Annotated in this window: 15 protein-coding genes; 4 read left to right on the top strand and 11 right to left on the bottom strand. The window is 58.7% G+C overall.

Annotation, left to right across the window (positions count from 1 at the left end; all coding sequences use genetic code 11):
- Positions 1-41: 41 nt before the first annotated feature.
- Both NLM15_RS08505 and NLM15_RS08500 read right to left on the bottom strand, forming a co-directional pair.
- A complete protein-coding gene (locus NLM15_RS08505) occupies positions 42-1595 on the bottom strand; it encodes a 4-hydroxyphenylacetate 3-hydroxylase family protein (protein WP_254116501.1) in 1554 nt (517 codons plus the stop codon).
- A 62-nt stretch (positions 1596-1657) separates the two neighbouring features.
- Entirely contained in the window at positions 1658-2878 is a 1221-nt protein-coding gene (locus tag NLM15_RS08500) for an ABC transporter substrate-binding protein (protein WP_375166829.1), read from the bottom strand.
- 295 nt (positions 2879-3173) lie between these two features.
- Here NLM15_RS08500 and NLM15_RS08495 point away from each other — a divergent pair, with 295 nt between their 5' ends.
- Positions 3174-4097, top strand: a complete 924-nt coding sequence (locus tag NLM15_RS08495; protein WP_254116500.1) for a helix-turn-helix domain-containing protein — start codon at positions 3174-3176, stop codon at positions 4095-4097.
- A 13-nt stretch (positions 4098-4110) separates the two neighbouring features.
- Here NLM15_RS08495 and NLM15_RS08490 read toward each other — a convergent pair whose 3' ends face one another.
- The 8 genes from NLM15_RS08490 to NLM15_RS08455 form a co-directional block, all read right to left on the bottom strand.
- Positions 4111-5655, bottom strand: coding sequence for a class I adenylate-forming enzyme family protein (locus NLM15_RS08490; protein ID WP_254116499.1), 1545 nt, complete (start codon positions 5653-5655; stop codon positions 4111-4113).
- A gap of 12 nt (positions 5656-5667) precedes the next feature.
- Positions 5668-6417: an SDR family NAD(P)-dependent oxidoreductase gene (locus tag NLM15_RS08485; protein ID WP_254116498.1), complete on the bottom strand. Its 750-nt coding sequence runs from the start codon at positions 6415-6417 to the stop codon at positions 5668-5670.
- A complete protein-coding gene (locus NLM15_RS08480) occupies positions 6414-8849 on the bottom strand; it encodes a xanthine dehydrogenase family protein molybdopterin-binding subunit (RefSeq protein WP_254116497.1) in 2436 nt (811 codons plus the stop codon). Before NLM15_RS08480 ends, NLM15_RS08485 begins: the two co-directional genes overlap by 4 nt.
- Positions 8803-9564, bottom strand: a complete 762-nt coding sequence (locus NLM15_RS08475; RefSeq protein ID WP_254116496.1) for an N-acyl homoserine lactonase family protein — start codon at positions 9562-9564, stop codon at positions 8803-8805. Before NLM15_RS08475 ends, NLM15_RS08480 begins: the two co-directional genes overlap by 47 nt.
- Complete coding sequence (locus tag NLM15_RS08470) at positions 9561-10040, bottom strand: (2Fe-2S)-binding protein (RefSeq protein ID WP_254116495.1); 480 nt, start codon at positions 10038-10040, stop codon at positions 9561-9563. Before NLM15_RS08470 ends, NLM15_RS08475 begins: the two co-directional genes overlap by 4 nt.
- On the bottom strand, positions 10037-10906 hold the full coding sequence (locus NLM15_RS08465; RefSeq protein WP_254116494.1) for a xanthine dehydrogenase family protein subunit M: 870 nt from the start codon (positions 10904-10906) through the stop codon (positions 10037-10039). Before NLM15_RS08465 ends, NLM15_RS08470 begins: the two co-directional genes overlap by 4 nt.
- 36 nt (positions 10907-10942) lie before the next feature.
- Positions 10943-11719, bottom strand: a complete 777-nt coding sequence (locus NLM15_RS08460) for an enoyl-CoA hydratase-related protein (protein WP_256565401.1) — start codon at positions 11717-11719, stop codon at positions 10943-10945.
- A 790-nt stretch (positions 11720-12509) separates the two neighbouring features.
- Positions 12510-13730: a site-specific integrase gene (locus tag NLM15_RS08455; RefSeq protein ID WP_309144922.1), complete on the bottom strand. Its 1221-nt coding sequence runs from the start codon at positions 13728-13730 to the stop codon at positions 12510-12512.
- A 239-nt stretch (positions 13731-13969) separates the two neighbouring features.
- Here NLM15_RS08455 and NLM15_RS08450 point away from each other — a divergent pair, with 239 nt between their 5' ends.
- Positions 13970-14323, top strand: coding sequence for a helix-turn-helix domain-containing protein (locus NLM15_RS08450; protein ID WP_254116493.1), 354 nt, complete (start codon positions 13970-13972; stop codon positions 14321-14323).
- A gap of 28 nt (positions 14324-14351) precedes the next feature.
- On the opposite strand, the gene NLM15_RS08445 is transcribed toward NLM15_RS08450, so the two are convergent.
- Complete coding sequence (locus NLM15_RS08445; protein WP_254116492.1) at positions 14352-14828, bottom strand: DUF3833 family protein; 477 nt, start codon at positions 14826-14828, stop codon at positions 14352-14354.
- 933 nt (positions 14829-15761) lie between these two features.
- On the opposite strand from NLM15_RS08445, the gene NLM15_RS08440 reads away from it, so the two are divergent.
- Together NLM15_RS08440 and NLM15_RS08435 are read left to right on the top strand one after the other, a co-directional pair.
- The gene (locus tag NLM15_RS08440; protein ID WP_254116491.1) at positions 15762-16055 is read left to right on the top strand and encodes a hypothetical protein; all 294 of its coding nucleotides are present in this window, start codon (positions 15762-15764) and stop codon (positions 16053-16055) included.
- Between the two features lie 16 nt (positions 16056-16071).
- Positions 16072-16602: a type II TA system antitoxin MqsA family protein gene (locus tag NLM15_RS08435; protein ID WP_256565399.1), complete on the top strand. Its 531-nt coding sequence runs from the start codon at positions 16072-16074 to the stop codon at positions 16600-16602.
- The last annotated feature ends 149 nt before the right edge of the window (positions 16603-16751 follow it).

The raw sequence follows: 16751 nt of genomic DNA, 5'->3' as shown, positions 1-16751 counted from the left end.
TGGTGTCTCCGAGTCGATCGAGATAGGCTGGCTCCGCGGTCTCAGTTGCGAATAGGCGCGAATACTCTAGCCATGTAAATCGAGAGATCATTTTCGATTTCCGCGGACGATGCGGAAGAGACACCAGCGAGCGCCTTGGCCAAATCCTTCTTGAATTCGATCTGCATCGAGCGCGCGATCTGGATACGCTGTGCCTGCGGCGAACCGGCGCCATGCATGGACTCCGTTAGATAGCCCACGGCATTTCTGCCAAGGGTCATATTCTCAACCAGGCGTAGAATGCGAATCCTGTCCTCCGTTGCGATATCAGGCCGCCCTTTCAAGTATTTTTCGATGATAGGACCGATCGTCTCATGCCTGAGCTCGCGCTCTGACGGCAATGTCACCATTAGGCCGCCGGCGAGATCCTGCGCCAGCCGACCGATCTCGTAGGGTAGCCGCGCAACATGATGCTTACAGACATTCGCGAGCATCTCGTCCGGCAAATAGGCTCCGGATTTCATCTCGGTTCCTTGATGGCTCGCTGCAATCCCCGCGCCGTAGATCGTCTCGTTGAGATGGGTCATTTCGACTAGCTTGTCGCGGATATGCGATGCGCGTTCGACACCGTTGTAGTCAGCAATCGTTGCCGCGGCACCGATTAGGACATCGCCCACGCCTGTTTTGCAGACGTAGCTGCGACGGTGATAGCAGGTGAATCGCTCGACTAGTGTCGAAGCAAATTCGAATTCCCCGTCGAGGAAAACGTGCTCATTTGGAATGAAGACGTCCTCGAAAATGATCATCGCTTCTTGGCCTGCGAATTGCGCGTTCCCTGCATCGATATCCCCCCCTTCGGTGCTTCGGGTGTCGCAAGATTGCCGGCCGTATATGTAGGTTATGCCAGGAGCATCGACCGGAATCGCGCCGACAATCGCGTAATCTTTGTCGGCCGCCTCCAATCTCATTGTCGGCATAACGATCAACCAATGCGAGTTTAAGCAGCCCGTTTGGTGCGCCTTCGCTCCTCGGACAAAAATGCCCTCAGGTGTGCGACGGACAATGTGCAGGAATAAATCAGGGTCCGACTGTTGTGAAGGCGACCGACTGCGGTCTCCCTTGACATCGGTCATCGCCCCTCCAATCACCAGGTTCATTGCCTGCACACGCGCGAGGAACTGCGTGAATCGCGCATGGTAGTGCGTGCCGTATTTTCCATCCAAATCGTACGTTACCGAGTGCAGCGAGTTGAGTGCATCCATGCCCACGCAGCGCTGGAAGCACGTTCCTGTCAGCTGCCCAAGACGGCGTTGCATCTTGTTTTGCATTACGAGATCGGCGGGGCTGGCGGAAACATGGAGGAACCGGTTCACGTTCCCGCCGGTGAGTGGCGAGACTGCGGACGCGAGGGCCGGATTTTCGTTCGCCAGGTCATACGTTTTTGCCACTGCATTGATCGAAGGTCGAATCATAGGATTGTCGACCGGCTCATCGACCAGCTTGCCCATCAAATACACGGTCAATCTACGTCCGCGGAGGCTCTCGATGTATTCAGCCCCAGTGCTAATCGGATTGGGCAACCCTGCTGAGCTCACTGCGACAACTTCCTGGTCCATCAAGATGCCTCCTTACATGCGGGCCTATGACATATCCGCGTCCGGGCCCGGCTCCAACTTGCTCAACCCTTCTTCACCAACGGGCAAGCGCTATCCTTGAGCGGACGGAAGGCCTGATCGCCCGGGATCACTTCGCGGAGCTTGTAGAAATCCCAATCGCCCTTCGATTCCGACGGCTTCTTGACTTCGTATACGTACATGTCGTGCACCATGCGCCCATCCTCTCGAATACGCCCGCTCTTGGCAAAAAAATCATTGATGGGCATCTCACGCATCTTTTTCATGACCGCCTGCGCTTCGTCGGTGCCAGCGGCTTCCACCGCGCGGAGATAGTGCATGGTCGATGAATAGTCGCCGGCGTCCCCCATATGTGGCATTACTTTCATCCTGTCGAAGAACCGCTTCGACCATGCGCGCGTCTCATCGTCGCGATCCCAATAGAAAGCGTTCGTCAATACCAATCCTTGGGCGACCGGAAGACCGAGGACCTTAATGTCAGTTTCCCAGACGAGGAGGCCAGCCAACGCTTGGCGCTGTTGAATTCCAAATTCCTGCGCGGACTTGATCGAGTTTACCAACACGTTGCCGGATCCTGCCAACGCCACGACCTGCGCTTTCGACGACTGCGCTTGCAACAGGAACGAGGACTGATCGAAGGACTCAGGCGGGTATCGCGTCGATCCAACGACTTCACCACCCATCGCCTTCACGACAGTTGAAGTGTCGGCTTCGAGAGCATGTCCGAACGCATAGTCCGCTGTCAGGAAGTACCAGGACTTCTTGCCTTCCTTCGCCAGCGCGGTCCCGGTTCCGCGTGCGAGCGCATACGTGTCGTAGGAATAGTGTATGCTGTTCGGCGTACACGCATCGCCGGTCAGACGAGACGATCCGGAGCCGTTTATGATAGCGATCCGGTTTTTGTCCTTCGCCAGGCCGGAGACGGTAAGCGCGATTGAGGAGTTGATGAGGTTGCCGATCACGTCGACCTTCTCGACGTCGAACCATTTTCGCGCCAGCGCGGAAGCCGTGTCGGGCTTGTTCTGATGATCGGCGACGATGACCTCAATCGGCTTTCCGAGAACTTTGCCGCCAAAATCTTCGACGGCCATCTTGATTGCAGTCACCGCGCCTTCACCCGATTCGTGCGAGAACTGCCCGGACATGTCGGTTAGCACACCTATCTTCACGACATCGTCTGAGACCGCGACCGTCTGAGCACTGGCGCCAAAGCTCATCATCAGGATCGCCGCCGCAATCAGGCCACTTTCCACTTCCCGCTTCATGTCATTCCTCCCGGATAATCTCGTTTCCGATCCTGCTTTTATTACTAGCATAACTAGACTATGGTTACATGCATAACTAGACTTATTTTTTTCACGGAGTCAATCGCGCCACCGTGCTACAGATGCGCAACTTTTCAAGGCTGTCCGGTCGTGGCGGCTGTGTGAGCGGACCGATCGGATGCCTGTCGCTGCTAAAATCCAAAAGCCTATAACCTCGGCCAAACACAAGGCGCCGGCGACGGCGACCCGTACGGCTGCTGGACGAACGGAACGCAACTGCTCTGTCGCTCGTACGTTGGACATCGTCTCCGACGCATGGGCTTTCCTGATCATCCGCGAGGCATTCTTCGGGACACAGACGTTCGAAGCCTTTCGATCGGCGCTCGGCATTCCCCGGGCTACTCTGACTGATCGGCTCAAAAAGCTGACGCAGCTCGCGATTTTCCGCCAAGTTGCGCCCGGCTCCTCACAAAGGAAGGAGTACAGGCTGACGAAAATGGGCTTCGACCTCTATCCGAGCTTTATAGCTCTCATGCAGTTCGGCGACCGTTGGCTATCCAAAGGCAAGCCGCCGCCGCTGACGCTTGTCCACGCGACCTGCGGTTGCGAGAGTCACCCGATTGTCACGTGTTCCCATTGCAGTGAGAGCGTTGGAGCTCGGGACGCGAAGTATCGCGACGGCCCTGGCGCCGGCCGCAGTCCCGCCAAGCCTGGTCGCAACACACGGCGTCCCTCCGACGGAAGCCGCTTCGTGCTCGGCCGCCCAAGTTCGGTATCCCGCGCCCTCGAGATAATCGGCGACAAATGGAGCTTCATGGTCGTCCGGGAGGGTTTTTTTGGCAACCGCCGCTACGATAAGATCCTCAATGAACTCGCAATCGCGCCGAACATCCTGACGGATCGGCTGAATCGCTTAGTTGCCAACGGAGTGCTCCGCCGAAGACAATACCAGAGTTCTCCCGACCGGTACGAATACCTCCTAACCGACATGGGTTTGGAGCTTTACGGTCCCTTCATCGCCATGCTGCGATGGGGAGATCGTTGGCTTTCGAAGGGAAAGCCGCCGCTCATCCTCACGCACATCAAGTGCGGCCACGACTTTGATCCTGTCGTCGATTGCGACCGGTGCAAGACGCCGATCGTAGCTACCGACATGCGGTATCGTCTCGCCTACGACCCGAAATCCTTCGGCGCGCTTGGTCCGCGCTCCGTAGACTGACCGCCCGAGCCGCTCAAGCTTGATTGCTCAGAGCTTCGACGAGCTTGAAGCGCATGATCTTGCCAGATCCGGTTCGCGGAATTTCTGCCACGAGATGCGTGTACTCCGGGATCTTGTATGCGGAGAGCTGCGCCCTGCAATGCTCCAGCAGCCCGGGGATATCGAAAGCGCCATCCTTGGCTACCACGAAGAGGCACGGTACCTCGCCGAGTGTCGCGTGCCTGAGCCCGACGACTGCGCAATCCCTGACCTGAGGGTATTTCACGACGACTTCCTCGATCTCGGCCGGCGCGATGTTTTGACCGCCGCGAATGATCAGTTCTTTGATGCGGCCCGTGATCGTCAGATAGCCTGATGGATCCGATTTCGCGAGATCGCCCGTATGGTACCAACCCTTGCGCAGCGCCGATGCTGTCTCCGCAGGCTTGTTGTGATAGCCTTGCATGAGGTTCGGTCCACGGACGATCAGTTCACCTTCCTCGCCGAACGGGACGTCTTCCAACGAGGACGGATCGACGATACGAACCGCGAGCCCGGGCACCGGGAGTCCGCAAGATCCCATCGGCCTGCCGCCGTGCAGCCAGTTCATCGTCACCATCGTGGAAGTCTCAGTGATGCCGTATCCGTCGAGGAGCCGTGTCTTGAAGCGGCTCTCGAAAGCCTCGTTCAGTGTTGCAGGCATGATCGCGCCTGCCGAGATGCACAGGCGCACGGCCCCCAAGCGTTCGATGCCAGCCTCCTGCGCGCGGAGCAGAAGGTAGTGGAACATCGTCGGCACGCCTGGCATGAGCGAGTATTTGCCAGTCTGCAGCAGTTCGAGCGCCTGCTGCGGCGAGAAGCGCTCCATGATGTGCTCACTGGCGCCGACAGCAAGGACCCCAAGCACGGAAAGGTTAAGGCCGTAGGAATGGAAGAGCGGAAGCGGCGACAGGATCACGTCCCTACTTGTCAATTCGCCGATCGGCGCCCAGCACGCTGCCGAAATCCACAGCATGCCGCGGATCGACAGCAGCACGCCCTTTGCCCGTCCCGTGGTGCCCGACGTGTAGATGATGAATGAGGACCGATCAATGTCATCCGGATCGAACGACGCGACACCGCGCGCCTTGGCGAGGTCCGCCATTGATACTCCGGCCCCGTCGGCATCATCCCCAGCGAAGATCACTGTCGGTGAGATATGCTGGTCCCGGCATATCTTTTCCAGCAGATCCTTGCGCGCGCCCGCGGTGACGACAAAACCGCAGTCTGCGTCTGTCAGGCGATAGCTGACCTCCCCCTCGGCCGCGTCAAAGCTAATCGGCACCACGACCGCGCCGGCGCGCAACGCGGCGAAGCAGGCTTCGATCCAGTCCACCCCATTCGGCAAGTAGATCACGAGCCTGTCGCCTTCGTTCAAGCCGGCCGTCGTCAGGTTCGCCGCGATCGAAGCAGTTCGGTCGGCGAGCTGCGCGTAGGTGACAGACCGCGTCGAATCCCAATACGCCACCTGTTCCGGTCGGCTCTTAGCGTGACGCTCGAGGAGCGTCGCGATCGGTGCGATCAGATCAACGTGCAGCATCGCCGCCTCCCATCAGACCATCGAATATCCGCCGTTCACGCTGATCACTTGACCAGTGATCCAGGCGCCGGCGTCGGAGGCGAGTAAACTTACCAGGGGAGCCACGTCCGAGGGCAGGCCTAGACGGCGAATGGCGTAGGCTTTGACCAGCTTGTCGCGATTGGCATCCACCCAGGACTTGTCGTGTGCGGTCTCGATCAGACCAAGCGAAATCGAATTGGCGGTCACGCCAGAGCGGCCCCATTCACGAGCCAGCGACTTCATCAACGCGATGGTGCCTGCGCGGGCGGCGGCCCCGAGCGCCAAACCGGACTCGCCGACCCGCGAGGAATCCCCCATGATAGATATGATGCGGCCGCAGCCCGATGCTTCAAGCAGCGGCCCTGCGCTGTGAGAGCAATTCAGGGCCCCGTAGAGACAGGTATCGATCTGCTTCTTCCACTCTTCGGGGGTGCTTTCGCTGAATCGCTTGCGGAACACCAATCCAGCATTGTTGACGAGTATGTCCAGACCGCCGAAGTCGCGCTTGATGTCAGCGACCATCTTCTTGACCACGTCCGCATCCGCGATGTCGGCCTGATAGGCTTTCGCCTTCCCGCCCGTCTTTTCGATCTCAGCGACGACAGCTTCTGCCTCGGCCTTCGAACTGTGGTAATTCACGGCGATGGACGCACCACGTTCCGCCAGCATCTTGCAGATCGCAGCACCGACGTCGCGGCCGCCTCCTGTCACCAGCGCTACTCGTCCCTTGAGATCAGTCATGATTTTCCCTTTGCTTTGAGCTTTGCGTTCTGGATGAGCCTGAAGATGCGTTCTGGCGTCATTGGAAGGATCGAGACGTCGATGTCGAAGGACGATAGTGCGTCGGCGATAGCGTTGGCGATCGCCGCCGGCGCTCCGATCGTGCCGCCTTCGCCCATGCCGCGGAATCCGCCCGACACCGCCGACTCGCTTTCGACGTGGACGACATCCATCATCGGAACTTCAGGTGCTGACGGAATCACGTAGTCGACAAGACTCGCGCTGAGAAGTTGTCCATCGTCGTCGTAGATCAGCTCCTCGAACAGCGCCGCTCCGATCCCTTGCGCTACCCCGCCGTGAACCTGACCATCCACGATCATCGGATTGATGATGCGGCCACAATCTTCGGCGACCACAAACTTGTGGATCTTCACGAAGCAGGTCGCCGGATCGATCTCGACCGCGGCGATGTGAGTTGCTGCCGCGGTCGTGCCGTTGATCGGATCATAAGTGTAGCTCGCCGTCAGTTCCTCCCGCGCGTCGACCGGCAGCGTCTTCATGTCGGAATAGACGGCCTTCGCGATCTGTTTGAAAGACACTGTGCGATCGGTGCCGAGTACTGTCACCCTGCCTTCGAAAACCTCGAGGTCATCCGCGTTGGCTTCGAGGAGATGCGATGCGACCCGCTTGATCTTCCCCTTCAAAATCTCGGAGGCATGCTTCGCAGCACCGCCGCCGAGTACCGCGCTACGGCTTGCGTAGGTCCCGGTCGACATCGGGACCTCGTCGCTATCGCCCTGGATGACACGAATGTCCTCAAAACTTGCACCGAGGTCGTCGGCGACGATCTGCGCCAAGGTCGTCTCGAGCCCCTGGCCATGGGAGGCGACGCCGAACGCTGCGGTGATACTTCCGGTCGAATCGATCGTGATCTTCGCGGTTTCCGAGCCCGTATTGATCGGCATACCCGGCGCCACGGCGATTCGTGAGCCGATGCCGGTCAATTCTGCGTACGAAGCGATGCCGATCCCGAAAAGTCGCCCGCGTTTGCGTGCCTCCAGCTGCTCCTTTCGAAGCTGATCGTAGCCCGCTGCCTCGGCGGCAGCCTCCAGGCATTCGACGAAACCGGTCTTGTCCCAAATGATACCGGACGCGATACGGTATGGAAATTCGTCAGCCCGCACCAGGTTGCGACGCCTGATCTCGAGGGGATCGATCCCAAGCGTCTTGGCGCCCATGTCCATCAGACGCTCGCAGACGAAGGTCGAAACCGGCCGGCCAACGCCACGGTAGGGACCGGTCGGCGGCTTGCACGTCGCAACGCCGCGAACCGCGCCACGATAGGATTGTATCTTATACGGGCCGGGCAGGAAGCTGACGACCTGCACTGGCTCCAGGCCGCAGGTCCACGGATAGATCGAGAAGGCGCCGACGTCGCCGATCACGTCTGCCTGCAGCGAGGTGGCCATACCGTTCGCGTCGAATCCCATCTCGGCATCAACGATCTCGGCAAAGGCCTGGCTGCTACTGCTGACGTCCTCGAGCCGGTCTGCCGTCCATTTGATCGATCGGCGCAGCTTGCGTGCGGCGATGCAGATCAGGAGCTCCTCCGGATACAGCGACCCCTTCGAACCGAAGCTACCGCCGACGTCGGGGGCGACCACCCTCAAGCGGTGCCCCGGAAGCGACAGCGATTCCGAGATGGCGTCGCGAACGATTCCCGGTATGTTCGACGACGTGTAGAGCGTGAGCGCGTCTCTTCGCCTCTCGTACTCGGCAGCGTAGCTGCGCGGCTCCATCGCGAGTGCCGCCTTGCGGGTCATCTCGAAACGCCCACCTACCCTCACCGCAGCGGCGGCTAGATCGGCCCTGACGTCCCCTTTTCTGAATTCGCGAGCGATCAGGACGTTAGTCCCAGCTTCTTCGTGTAGCAGAGCCGCATCGTCGGCGATCGCCGCCTCCGCGCGCGCGATCGGCTCCAACCGTTCGTAGTCGACCTCGATCAATTCGAGCGCGTCCTCGGCGAGATAGCGCGAGGTGGCGACGACGGCGGCGATGGCCTCTCCGACGTAACGCACCTTTCCGGAGGCGAGCGGCAGAATCGGGGTCGCGTAGTAATTCGGCATCCGCGAGAACGGGATGACCGGTTTGAAGTCGCCGGCAATCTCCTCCGCGGTCAGTACCGCCACGACAGCCGGCGACTCCAGAGCGGCAGCGGTGCCGACCCGCACAATTTTCGCGTGCGCCTGTGCGCTGCGCAGGAAGGCGATATGCAACGGGCGGTCCGGCCTTCGATCGGCCGTGTATTCACCGCTACCGACCAGCAAACGCGGATCCTCGGTACGCCTAATCGGCGCGCCGACGTTTTTCGGGCGCATCATGTCGAGCGAATTGGCGCGATGATCTCTATTCATAGCCGTCGCCACCTTTGCGCAAACCTTGCCATTGCGCATCGTCGTGTCCGCAGATGACGGTAACACCGGACTTCTCGATCCGGCGGATCTCTGCGAACGTCTTCATCTGCTGGTCGACGTTCCAAGTGTTGCGGGGGGCCGCGTCCGCATCGAGGTTCTGGCGCAGGCTGACCGCATCAGACGCGAGCAGGAACTGGCCGGCCCGATCCAGGCTGACGAGCGCGCCAATCGTCCCGGGCGTGTGGCCCGGAAGCGGAACTAGCACCAAGGTGGCGTCGCCGAACAGATCTTTCTCGCCGTTTACGGGCTCGATGGGCTGTCCGTAATCCCAGTCGACTTTGAGGTATCCTGCGGTGTCGGCGCCAGGCGCCCTCGCCGCTTCAATCTCCTTGGCATGGGCAAAAATCGTCGCCTTGCGGAAGAACTGATTGCAGCCGCAATGGTCCGGATGAAAGTGCGAGTTGATGACGATGTCGATGTCGTCCGGCCCGAGGCCCGTGCAAGCCAGGTTCGGCAGCAAGGTCTCGTTCGCGCTCATAAGCGGTTTCATGACCTTGGCGAGCGATCCCCAGCGCTCCTCCGCATGGTCGACTACGGACGGATGACATCCAGTGTCGAACAGCACGTTACCCTGCTTGTGCCGGATCAACGCGCTGCTAACTGGAAGATCGATCGTCTCGTTCCGTTCTGCGTCGGCGACGTAGATGCTCTTCTTCATTCGCAGACGTCCGGCGGCGAGAAAATTCAGCTTCATAACTTTCTCTCCGAGCGCTTCGCAGCGGCGCTGCGGATCGCCGCCACTATGTTCTGGTAGCCCGTGCAGCGGCAAAGATTTCCGGAAAGACCCTCCCTGATCTCCTCGTCGGTCGCCAGCGGATATTTCCTGAGCAGGTCCTCGCCGGTCATCAGCATGCCGGGCGTGCAGTAGCCGCACTGAAGCCCGTGATGCTCGCGGAATTGCGATTGAAGGACGTTAAGCTCTTCGGGCGACCCCAGTCCTTCGACGGTCATGATATCGGCGCCGTCGGTCTGGACCGCCAGCATGAGGCAAGAGCGCGCGCTGTCGCCGTTCACAAGCACGGTACAGGCGCCGCAGACGCCATGCTCGCAGCCGACATGGGTTCCGGTGAGCCCCAGCCGATCGCGGAGGAAGTCGGACAACAGCATGCGAGGCTCGACGTCCCGGATAACGTATCGCTCTCCGTTTACTTTCACAGATATATCCGTCATGCCGCGTGCTCCTTTGATGCCAGAGCAGTGCGCAATGCGCGCTTGGACAGTTCCTTTAGGAGATGCGTGCGGTACTCGCCTGAAGCATGAAGATCGTCGTTCGGCAAAACCTTCGATGCGACGATCTCGGAAAAGAGCTCCGGAGCCTGTTCGTCAAGCGTCAGGGCGACGAGCTCCCGCTCAGCTTCCTTCAAGCGCAGCGGAGTGTCCGCGACACCCATTACCGCGATACGCGCGTCTTCGAGGCTTGAGCCCGAGCGACGAACGGAAAGAGCAACGCTTGCCAGCGCGAAATCGCCAAAGCGCCGCGCGATCTCCTCGAAGGCCCAACCATCGTGCTCGAGAATCGGAAATTCAGCTTCCACGACCATTTCGTCTGGCTCCAGACAACTCGTCAGGGCATCTATGAAGAACTCCTCCGCGGCGACAGCCCGCAGCCCATTCGGTCCCTGAATGGAGATCCTTGCATTGTAGAACGCCGATAGCATCGGCAGCTCGGCGGCGGGATCCGCATGGGACAGGCTGCCGCCGATCGTACCGCGATTGCGTATAGCCAGATGCGCCACGTGCCGCATCGCGGCCGCCATGACGGGAAGCCTTGAAGCGACGAGCGGTGAACATTCGAGATCGGAATGTCGCGTCAGCGCTCCGATCGCGATCCGATCCTCCCGGTCCTCGATGTAGGAAAGCCCGTCGATGCGGTTGAGATCTATCAGAACCGAAGGTCGCGCCATTCGGAAGTTCAGGAGCGGCAGCAGGCTCTGACCGCCGGCCAGCAGCTTTCCTTCTCCTTTCGAGGCGACAAGTGCCTCGATGGCGGCCTCCACCGTCGATGGCGAGACATAGTCAAACTTGGCAGGCTTCATGAGCCCTCTCCAAATCTCGAATCCTCACCATGCGAACTATTCTCCGAGAAAACGCGGCGCTCTCTTCTGCACGAAGGCCTCGCGGCCTTCCCGGAAGTCCTTACTGTCAGACGCTTCGTCGACGAGCCGCTGTGCTATCACGAGATCCATTGCTCCGTTACCCATGATGAGACCGTTCAGCATGAACTTAGCGCCGGCGATCGAGAGCGGCGCGTTGGCAGACAGGCGCTGAACGAACTTCTCGGCGCTCGCGACGGCGTTGTCGTGAAGCTCATCGATCAAGCCCATTCGGATGGCTTGTTCTGCTTCGAAGCGGTCTGCCGAATAGAGTATCCGCTTGGCATTCGACAGGCCGGTGAGTGCGAGGAGGCGTTGCACGCTATTCACGCCATAAACGATAGAAAGCTTGGCCGCGGGAATGCCGATTGTGGCGTTGCGATCGGCGAAACGAAAATCGCAGGCGAGCGCGAGATGGCAACCGCCTCCGAGGCAGTAGCCAGTGATCGCGGCGATGACAGGCTTTCCCAGCGAGGCAATCGCCCCCGAGCAGGCATCGACCGCGACTTCGTATGCGGCCGCCTGATGGTGGTCTTCTCTGATGCGTTCGAATTCTGAGATGTCGGCGCCGACGGAAAAGTCCTTGGCCGAGCCACGAAGAATGACGCCGCGAACATCCCGATCGCTGGCAAAGCCCAAGAAGATGTCGGCCAGTTCGCGCCACATCGCAAGCGTCACGGCATTCCTTACCGATGGACGGTTCAGAACGACGTGCGCAACGTTATCTCGCCGCTCGACACGAATTTCCTCCACCATTGCCTCTCTGACGCTAAGACGGGTTCGGACCAATCGACGAAGGGCTGGCAGACCCATTACTTGCATAACTAGACTGATTTTTTTTCGCGGTGTCAAGCCCCCCGGCTTGCGAGCTGGATGTGGAGCCTCAAGAGGTTGCCCTGGTCAGCCCACTGCTTATCGGCGTTTGTAGATCGATACCGCGTGGGCTTCTGCCAGTTGCATTGATACCGCCGGCAGCTCTTGTGCGCGCCATTCTGATCTTGGATGGGCCTTGGCCTAAGCACATTCCCGAAGTGCGGTCTGATGAAGCGCACAGCCTTGCCGTTTGTTCTAGGCGTGTAGGTGAAATCCGCCCGACCATCAGATCATCCGGAACGAGTTCGCCCCGCTCCATGATCCGTCACGAATTGCGGACGGTCGGAAGCAAAAAGCCGAGACAGTGAAGGCGGTCTGCCGAACTAAAATTGTGCAGCAAGCTGCCGATGCCTGAAGCTAATTCCCCTTAGCCCTGGCGCATCGTACAGAAATGACGTGAGTCAAATGGAGTTCAACGGAGCGATAAGCTTCAGTTAGGAACCCTATCAGCTGACGAACTAACTCCGTTTGCTACCAGACCTTATCAGTCGTTTAAGGAGATATCGCGCGGTTGAGCAGCTAGCCAATGCGGCCGGAGCTAATTGTGCATTAGGTCTAGCGGCTTGGCGGTTCGAGCAGACCGCTTATAACGGTCTGGTTGCAGGTTCGAGTCCTGCCGGGCCCGCCAGTGGGATCAAGCGGTTGAGAGGCTATATCCCGCCTCGCTCTTTCCTCAACCAAAGGAATAACCAAAGAAACGTTCTTCTTCGGTGCCGCGCGCGTACCAATGGCGTTCGCTGCCCCATGCAAATGATCGGGATGGTGATGGCCATAGGTTTCCCGAAGCGTCTTTTCGCTCATCCCAAGAAATCCTGCCGCCTCCCACATTGGCGCCGCGCGCTGCATCAACCACGTCGCTGCGGTATGCCGCAGCGTGTGAGGCGTGACATTCCCCAATCGTGAGGTCGAGCTTGGCCAGACGAACTGCCGATCCGAACCCTGTCTTCACGGAAGCAACCGGCTTCCCGTTCCATTCTACGAAGTGGCGCTTCGAGATTCCAAGCCGCGACCACCGCCGCAAGTGGGCGAGAAGCCGGCTTGGAAGAAGAACCGGCGTTTGCCGCTTGGTGGTCGCACGCTTTCCGATAGCGAGCCGGTAGAAGATGCCAGAATCCAAATCAACGAACGATTTGCCTGGTTCTCGGAACGGCGAAGCGCTGGCGATCGCTCCCGCGCGAGTGCCGGTATACAGTCCAATTAGAATGAATCTCGCAACGTGCCGCAGCGGCCGCTTATCGGTTTCAACCTTCGTACCCTTGAGACTGCCGACATGGACGGTTTGCGTCTCTCGATAACGCCAACAGGTCCATACAAGCAGTGTGGCTTCTGATCGTGTGAGCCACCGCTCACGGGGAAGCCCTTTCTCCGGCAGAACCACGCGAACTCGGCCGCGATGATAGCCTTCCTTTTCATGGTGGTTAATCGCAGCCCTGAGGTCTTCGAGATCGCGTCGCGCTCCACCATTGCTGCCACGCCACGCCGCGTAAGCCCTGCAAGACTCGCCGTTCACGTCTGCGAGCGTCTTGCCACCCCACCAGCTGGCCAGACGTAGTATCCGTTCATCCAACTTGGACTGGTTAGCTTGGCGCGCGCGGGTGTCGTCATAATAGACGTTCAGTACATCCGCGACATCGATGGTTTCAATCAGCCTCTCACGACGAACAGGGCTGTACTTCTCTGTGATGTAACGCGCTAGACATTCCAGTGCTTTTGAATTTTCGCCAGCAAAGCATCCCGTGGCAATGTGCTTGCTCCCGTCGATAATGATCCAGGTTGCTCGGGCAATGACGTTCCCGCCTTTACGACGTTCATGACGCCAACAGAGGCAAGGTCCCCGGCCACGACGCGGCATAGATTTCCATTTCTTGGATGTTACGGAGCGTTGCGAAATCATTGTTTGCTATTCTCATGATCGCAAGGTGCCCGCGACTAGCCTCCCGCCGCAGGCCGCTAACCGTCATTCCCACCAAGTGGAAACGCGATCTTGCATGCTTCCCTCAACGGTAAAAGCTGATCGGGACCGATATTGTCGTTGGCCGGGACAGGAAGATTCATTTAGCTTGACAAAAGATGGAATTCCGTCGTTTTATCGGATTTCCACCCAGTGTCAATAACTGATTCCGGGATATTCTTGTGAAAGATACTTCCCTTCTAGCAGCCCAAATCAGGGCGGCCCGCGCGATCCTCGGTTGGTCGCAAGCGTATCTGGCCGAAGGCGCGAACGTGAACAAATCCACAATCGTTGATCTGGAATCGGATCGGCGTATGCCGCACGACATCACTTTGATGGTCGTCCTTGATCAGCTTACAGCCGCTGGAATCGATTTCACTGATGATGGGGTAAGAATTCGCGAATGGCCGCTTAAACCCTACGTACCGGTTGGCATCCGACAAAAGGAGGTCCGCAGTGCGCCGCCGCCTCCCGCGAACGCGGGGGCCGAGTCGATCAAAAATCTGGTTAGCTCGCGCACCGGTAGGAAGCTATAGCTTCAGGCCATCGCCTTTGCCCGAAGCGCTAAATCTTCCGGTAGGTGACATGCGCCGTCGCAAATGGAATTCCCGCACGCCCAGCGCTACCTCGCACGATGCAAACCCTGTCATCGATCGCATAGAACCAATCGTCGAAATTCAGCTTGATGGACTTACCGCCCGCTTGCGGTGTGTCGCGCGTGTACTTCCAATGGAACGCGCAACCGGCTTGTTCGCCTACCGCCTCACCTTCCAGTCGATTTTCCAATCCGGTGTACTTGCCAGCCTCGCCTTTTCGTATCGTCCAATGCAAGGTGTCGCTGTGTCCATCGTCAAACGTATATGTCTCGTTGAACACCAGCGCATCGGTGTCCGCATCCCGTTCGCCGTGGCCAGCTATCGCTGCTCGCTTCAGTAGTCCACCGACCAAATTCTCCAGCACTACCCAGCCTTCGAGCTGCCCGACGAAAAATCGTTCAGGAAGAAGCAGCGGCGTTGTGCCCGCGAAAGCATAGATCGCCATCGGTAAGCCCTCGAAAAGCGTCCAACGAACTAAGTCGCCTCTATCGGGCAGGTTCCCGACCGGCGCGGAAACATGCTCGGTTCGGTGCGCTCTACCATCCGCAGCACGCTCTTGCAGGACGGGCATTCATACGATCGGATAATCGTGGACGCACTTAGCGTGGCCATCTTCGCCGCCGCGAGAGCTGGGGCACATCTTATCGGTTGATCGCGGTCACCGCGGACCGAAGGAGTATACCGGAACAAGCCTTGTGTTGCCGACGTTTGTTGCTGCAAGCACGACAACGCCGTCGAGCGCTCGGCCGCTTGAAGCATCATCGGGGCTGATTGCAGGCGCCTGCACGGTTACCCCGCAGGGTAATCATGCCCCTGTTTTGCCCGACGGGACAAGCGCTGTGTGAGTCACACAGAGGCCGCCAACTGAGGCGGCTTGGCGGGGTGTGAGTATCGAGCAGGCAATAGGCTCACTCCCCCTGTCGCACCGTCAGGCGACTTTACTTAGCGCAAGCAAGTACCCTCCCAGGGTCCCTTGCCAAACCACTTTATTGAGTTGGCGGTGGCGATCTCAGCTAAGAGAGACCGATCCGGGCATTCAAAAGTTTGGTCACTTGAGCCTCCCTTTTTAGCCGAAGCTGACATAGGAACCTGGGTTCCAAATTTCAAATCAGACCACTGCTATTTTCAAACTAGGCCACCGGAGGGGGCCACGATCCCACTAGGAACCGATTCCCAGCCCGAAAATTGAACCTCACGACAAGAAAACTTGACCTATTGTCAACTAATGTGAGGACCATATATGCCGGAATGTGTCTTGTTTGCCACAATCTAGGCGTTACCTCGTGAGATAACAAAGGTGGCACTGGACTAGGAACTTGACATTAGATCAACATGAGCCCATGGAACCCGCGTCAGAATACAGTGGTAGCCTTAGCCGATGGCATTTGAGCACGAGGCCGGTCGCTTGCGCAGGATTGCGCGACGCGGAACGGTATTTTTTACGGACCATGCTGAGATCGAGCGAAAGAAGGACGACATTGAGAAGATCGATGTGGTCAACATGCTCGGCCGCTGTACCGTCTCATTGGTTGAGACAAACAAGGAGAATGGAGAAGAGGAATGGAGAGCGGAAGGAACGGATAACGACGGTAGAAGAATAACTGCCGTAGTCGTGGCCTATGAGGACGTTGCAGAGGTGAAGGTGGTCACGACCTGGGCGAATAAAAAGTGACTGAAAGGGCTGTGCGATGCGTTGCAAATGCAAGAATGGACTGATGGAGAGAAGTGTGAAGCCAGAGCACGTTGAAGACTTGGGCGGCTTGGTCGTCAAAGTTTTGAATGCTGTTGTAGTGCAGCGCTGCTCCGCTTGCGGCGACGAAATGGTTGGTATCCCCGACATGCCGGGGCTTGCCCGAGCCGCCGCGATGGCGCGCGCCCAGAGTTCCGAGCGCTTGGCCGGTAAGGAAGTTAGATTTATCCGCAAGGCGCTGGACATGAAGCAGAAGGATTTTGCCGCCGCAATGGATCTATCTCCTGAACACGTCTCCCGTTGGGAGAACGACCACAATGGAATTGGCGGCGCGAGTGAGAAACTTGTCCGACACAATATTTGCGCGCTACTTAGCGATGGGGCCTTCGAATATGACCCCAAAGCCATCGCGAGCATGATTTTTGTGCCGTTCCCAGAAGGGGGGATTGCGCCTATAGAGATGGTCCGAGTGCGTACTTCGCACCGAACCAACGACGAAGACGACACCATGTGGAGTGAGGCCGCTTAACTGCGGCCCCCCTCTATTACGGTGAATTTCCCGCGCCGATCTGGCGGGGTCTCCGTGGGCAGCGCAGGGGCCACAGAGAGCGCAGCGTCAACAAGCTGTGCGATGGTCCAAGCCCGATCCGCGAGCCCCAGCGCCTTCGCTGGCGTCGT

Origin of the sequence: Bradyrhizobium sp. CCGB20 (assembly GCF_024199855.1) — a bacterium.
Lineage (GTDB): Bacteria > Pseudomonadota > Alphaproteobacteria > Rhizobiales > Xanthobacteraceae > Bradyrhizobium.
Note: the sequence above shows the minus strand (reverse complement) of the source record. Positions and strands in the feature narration are given on the sequence as shown.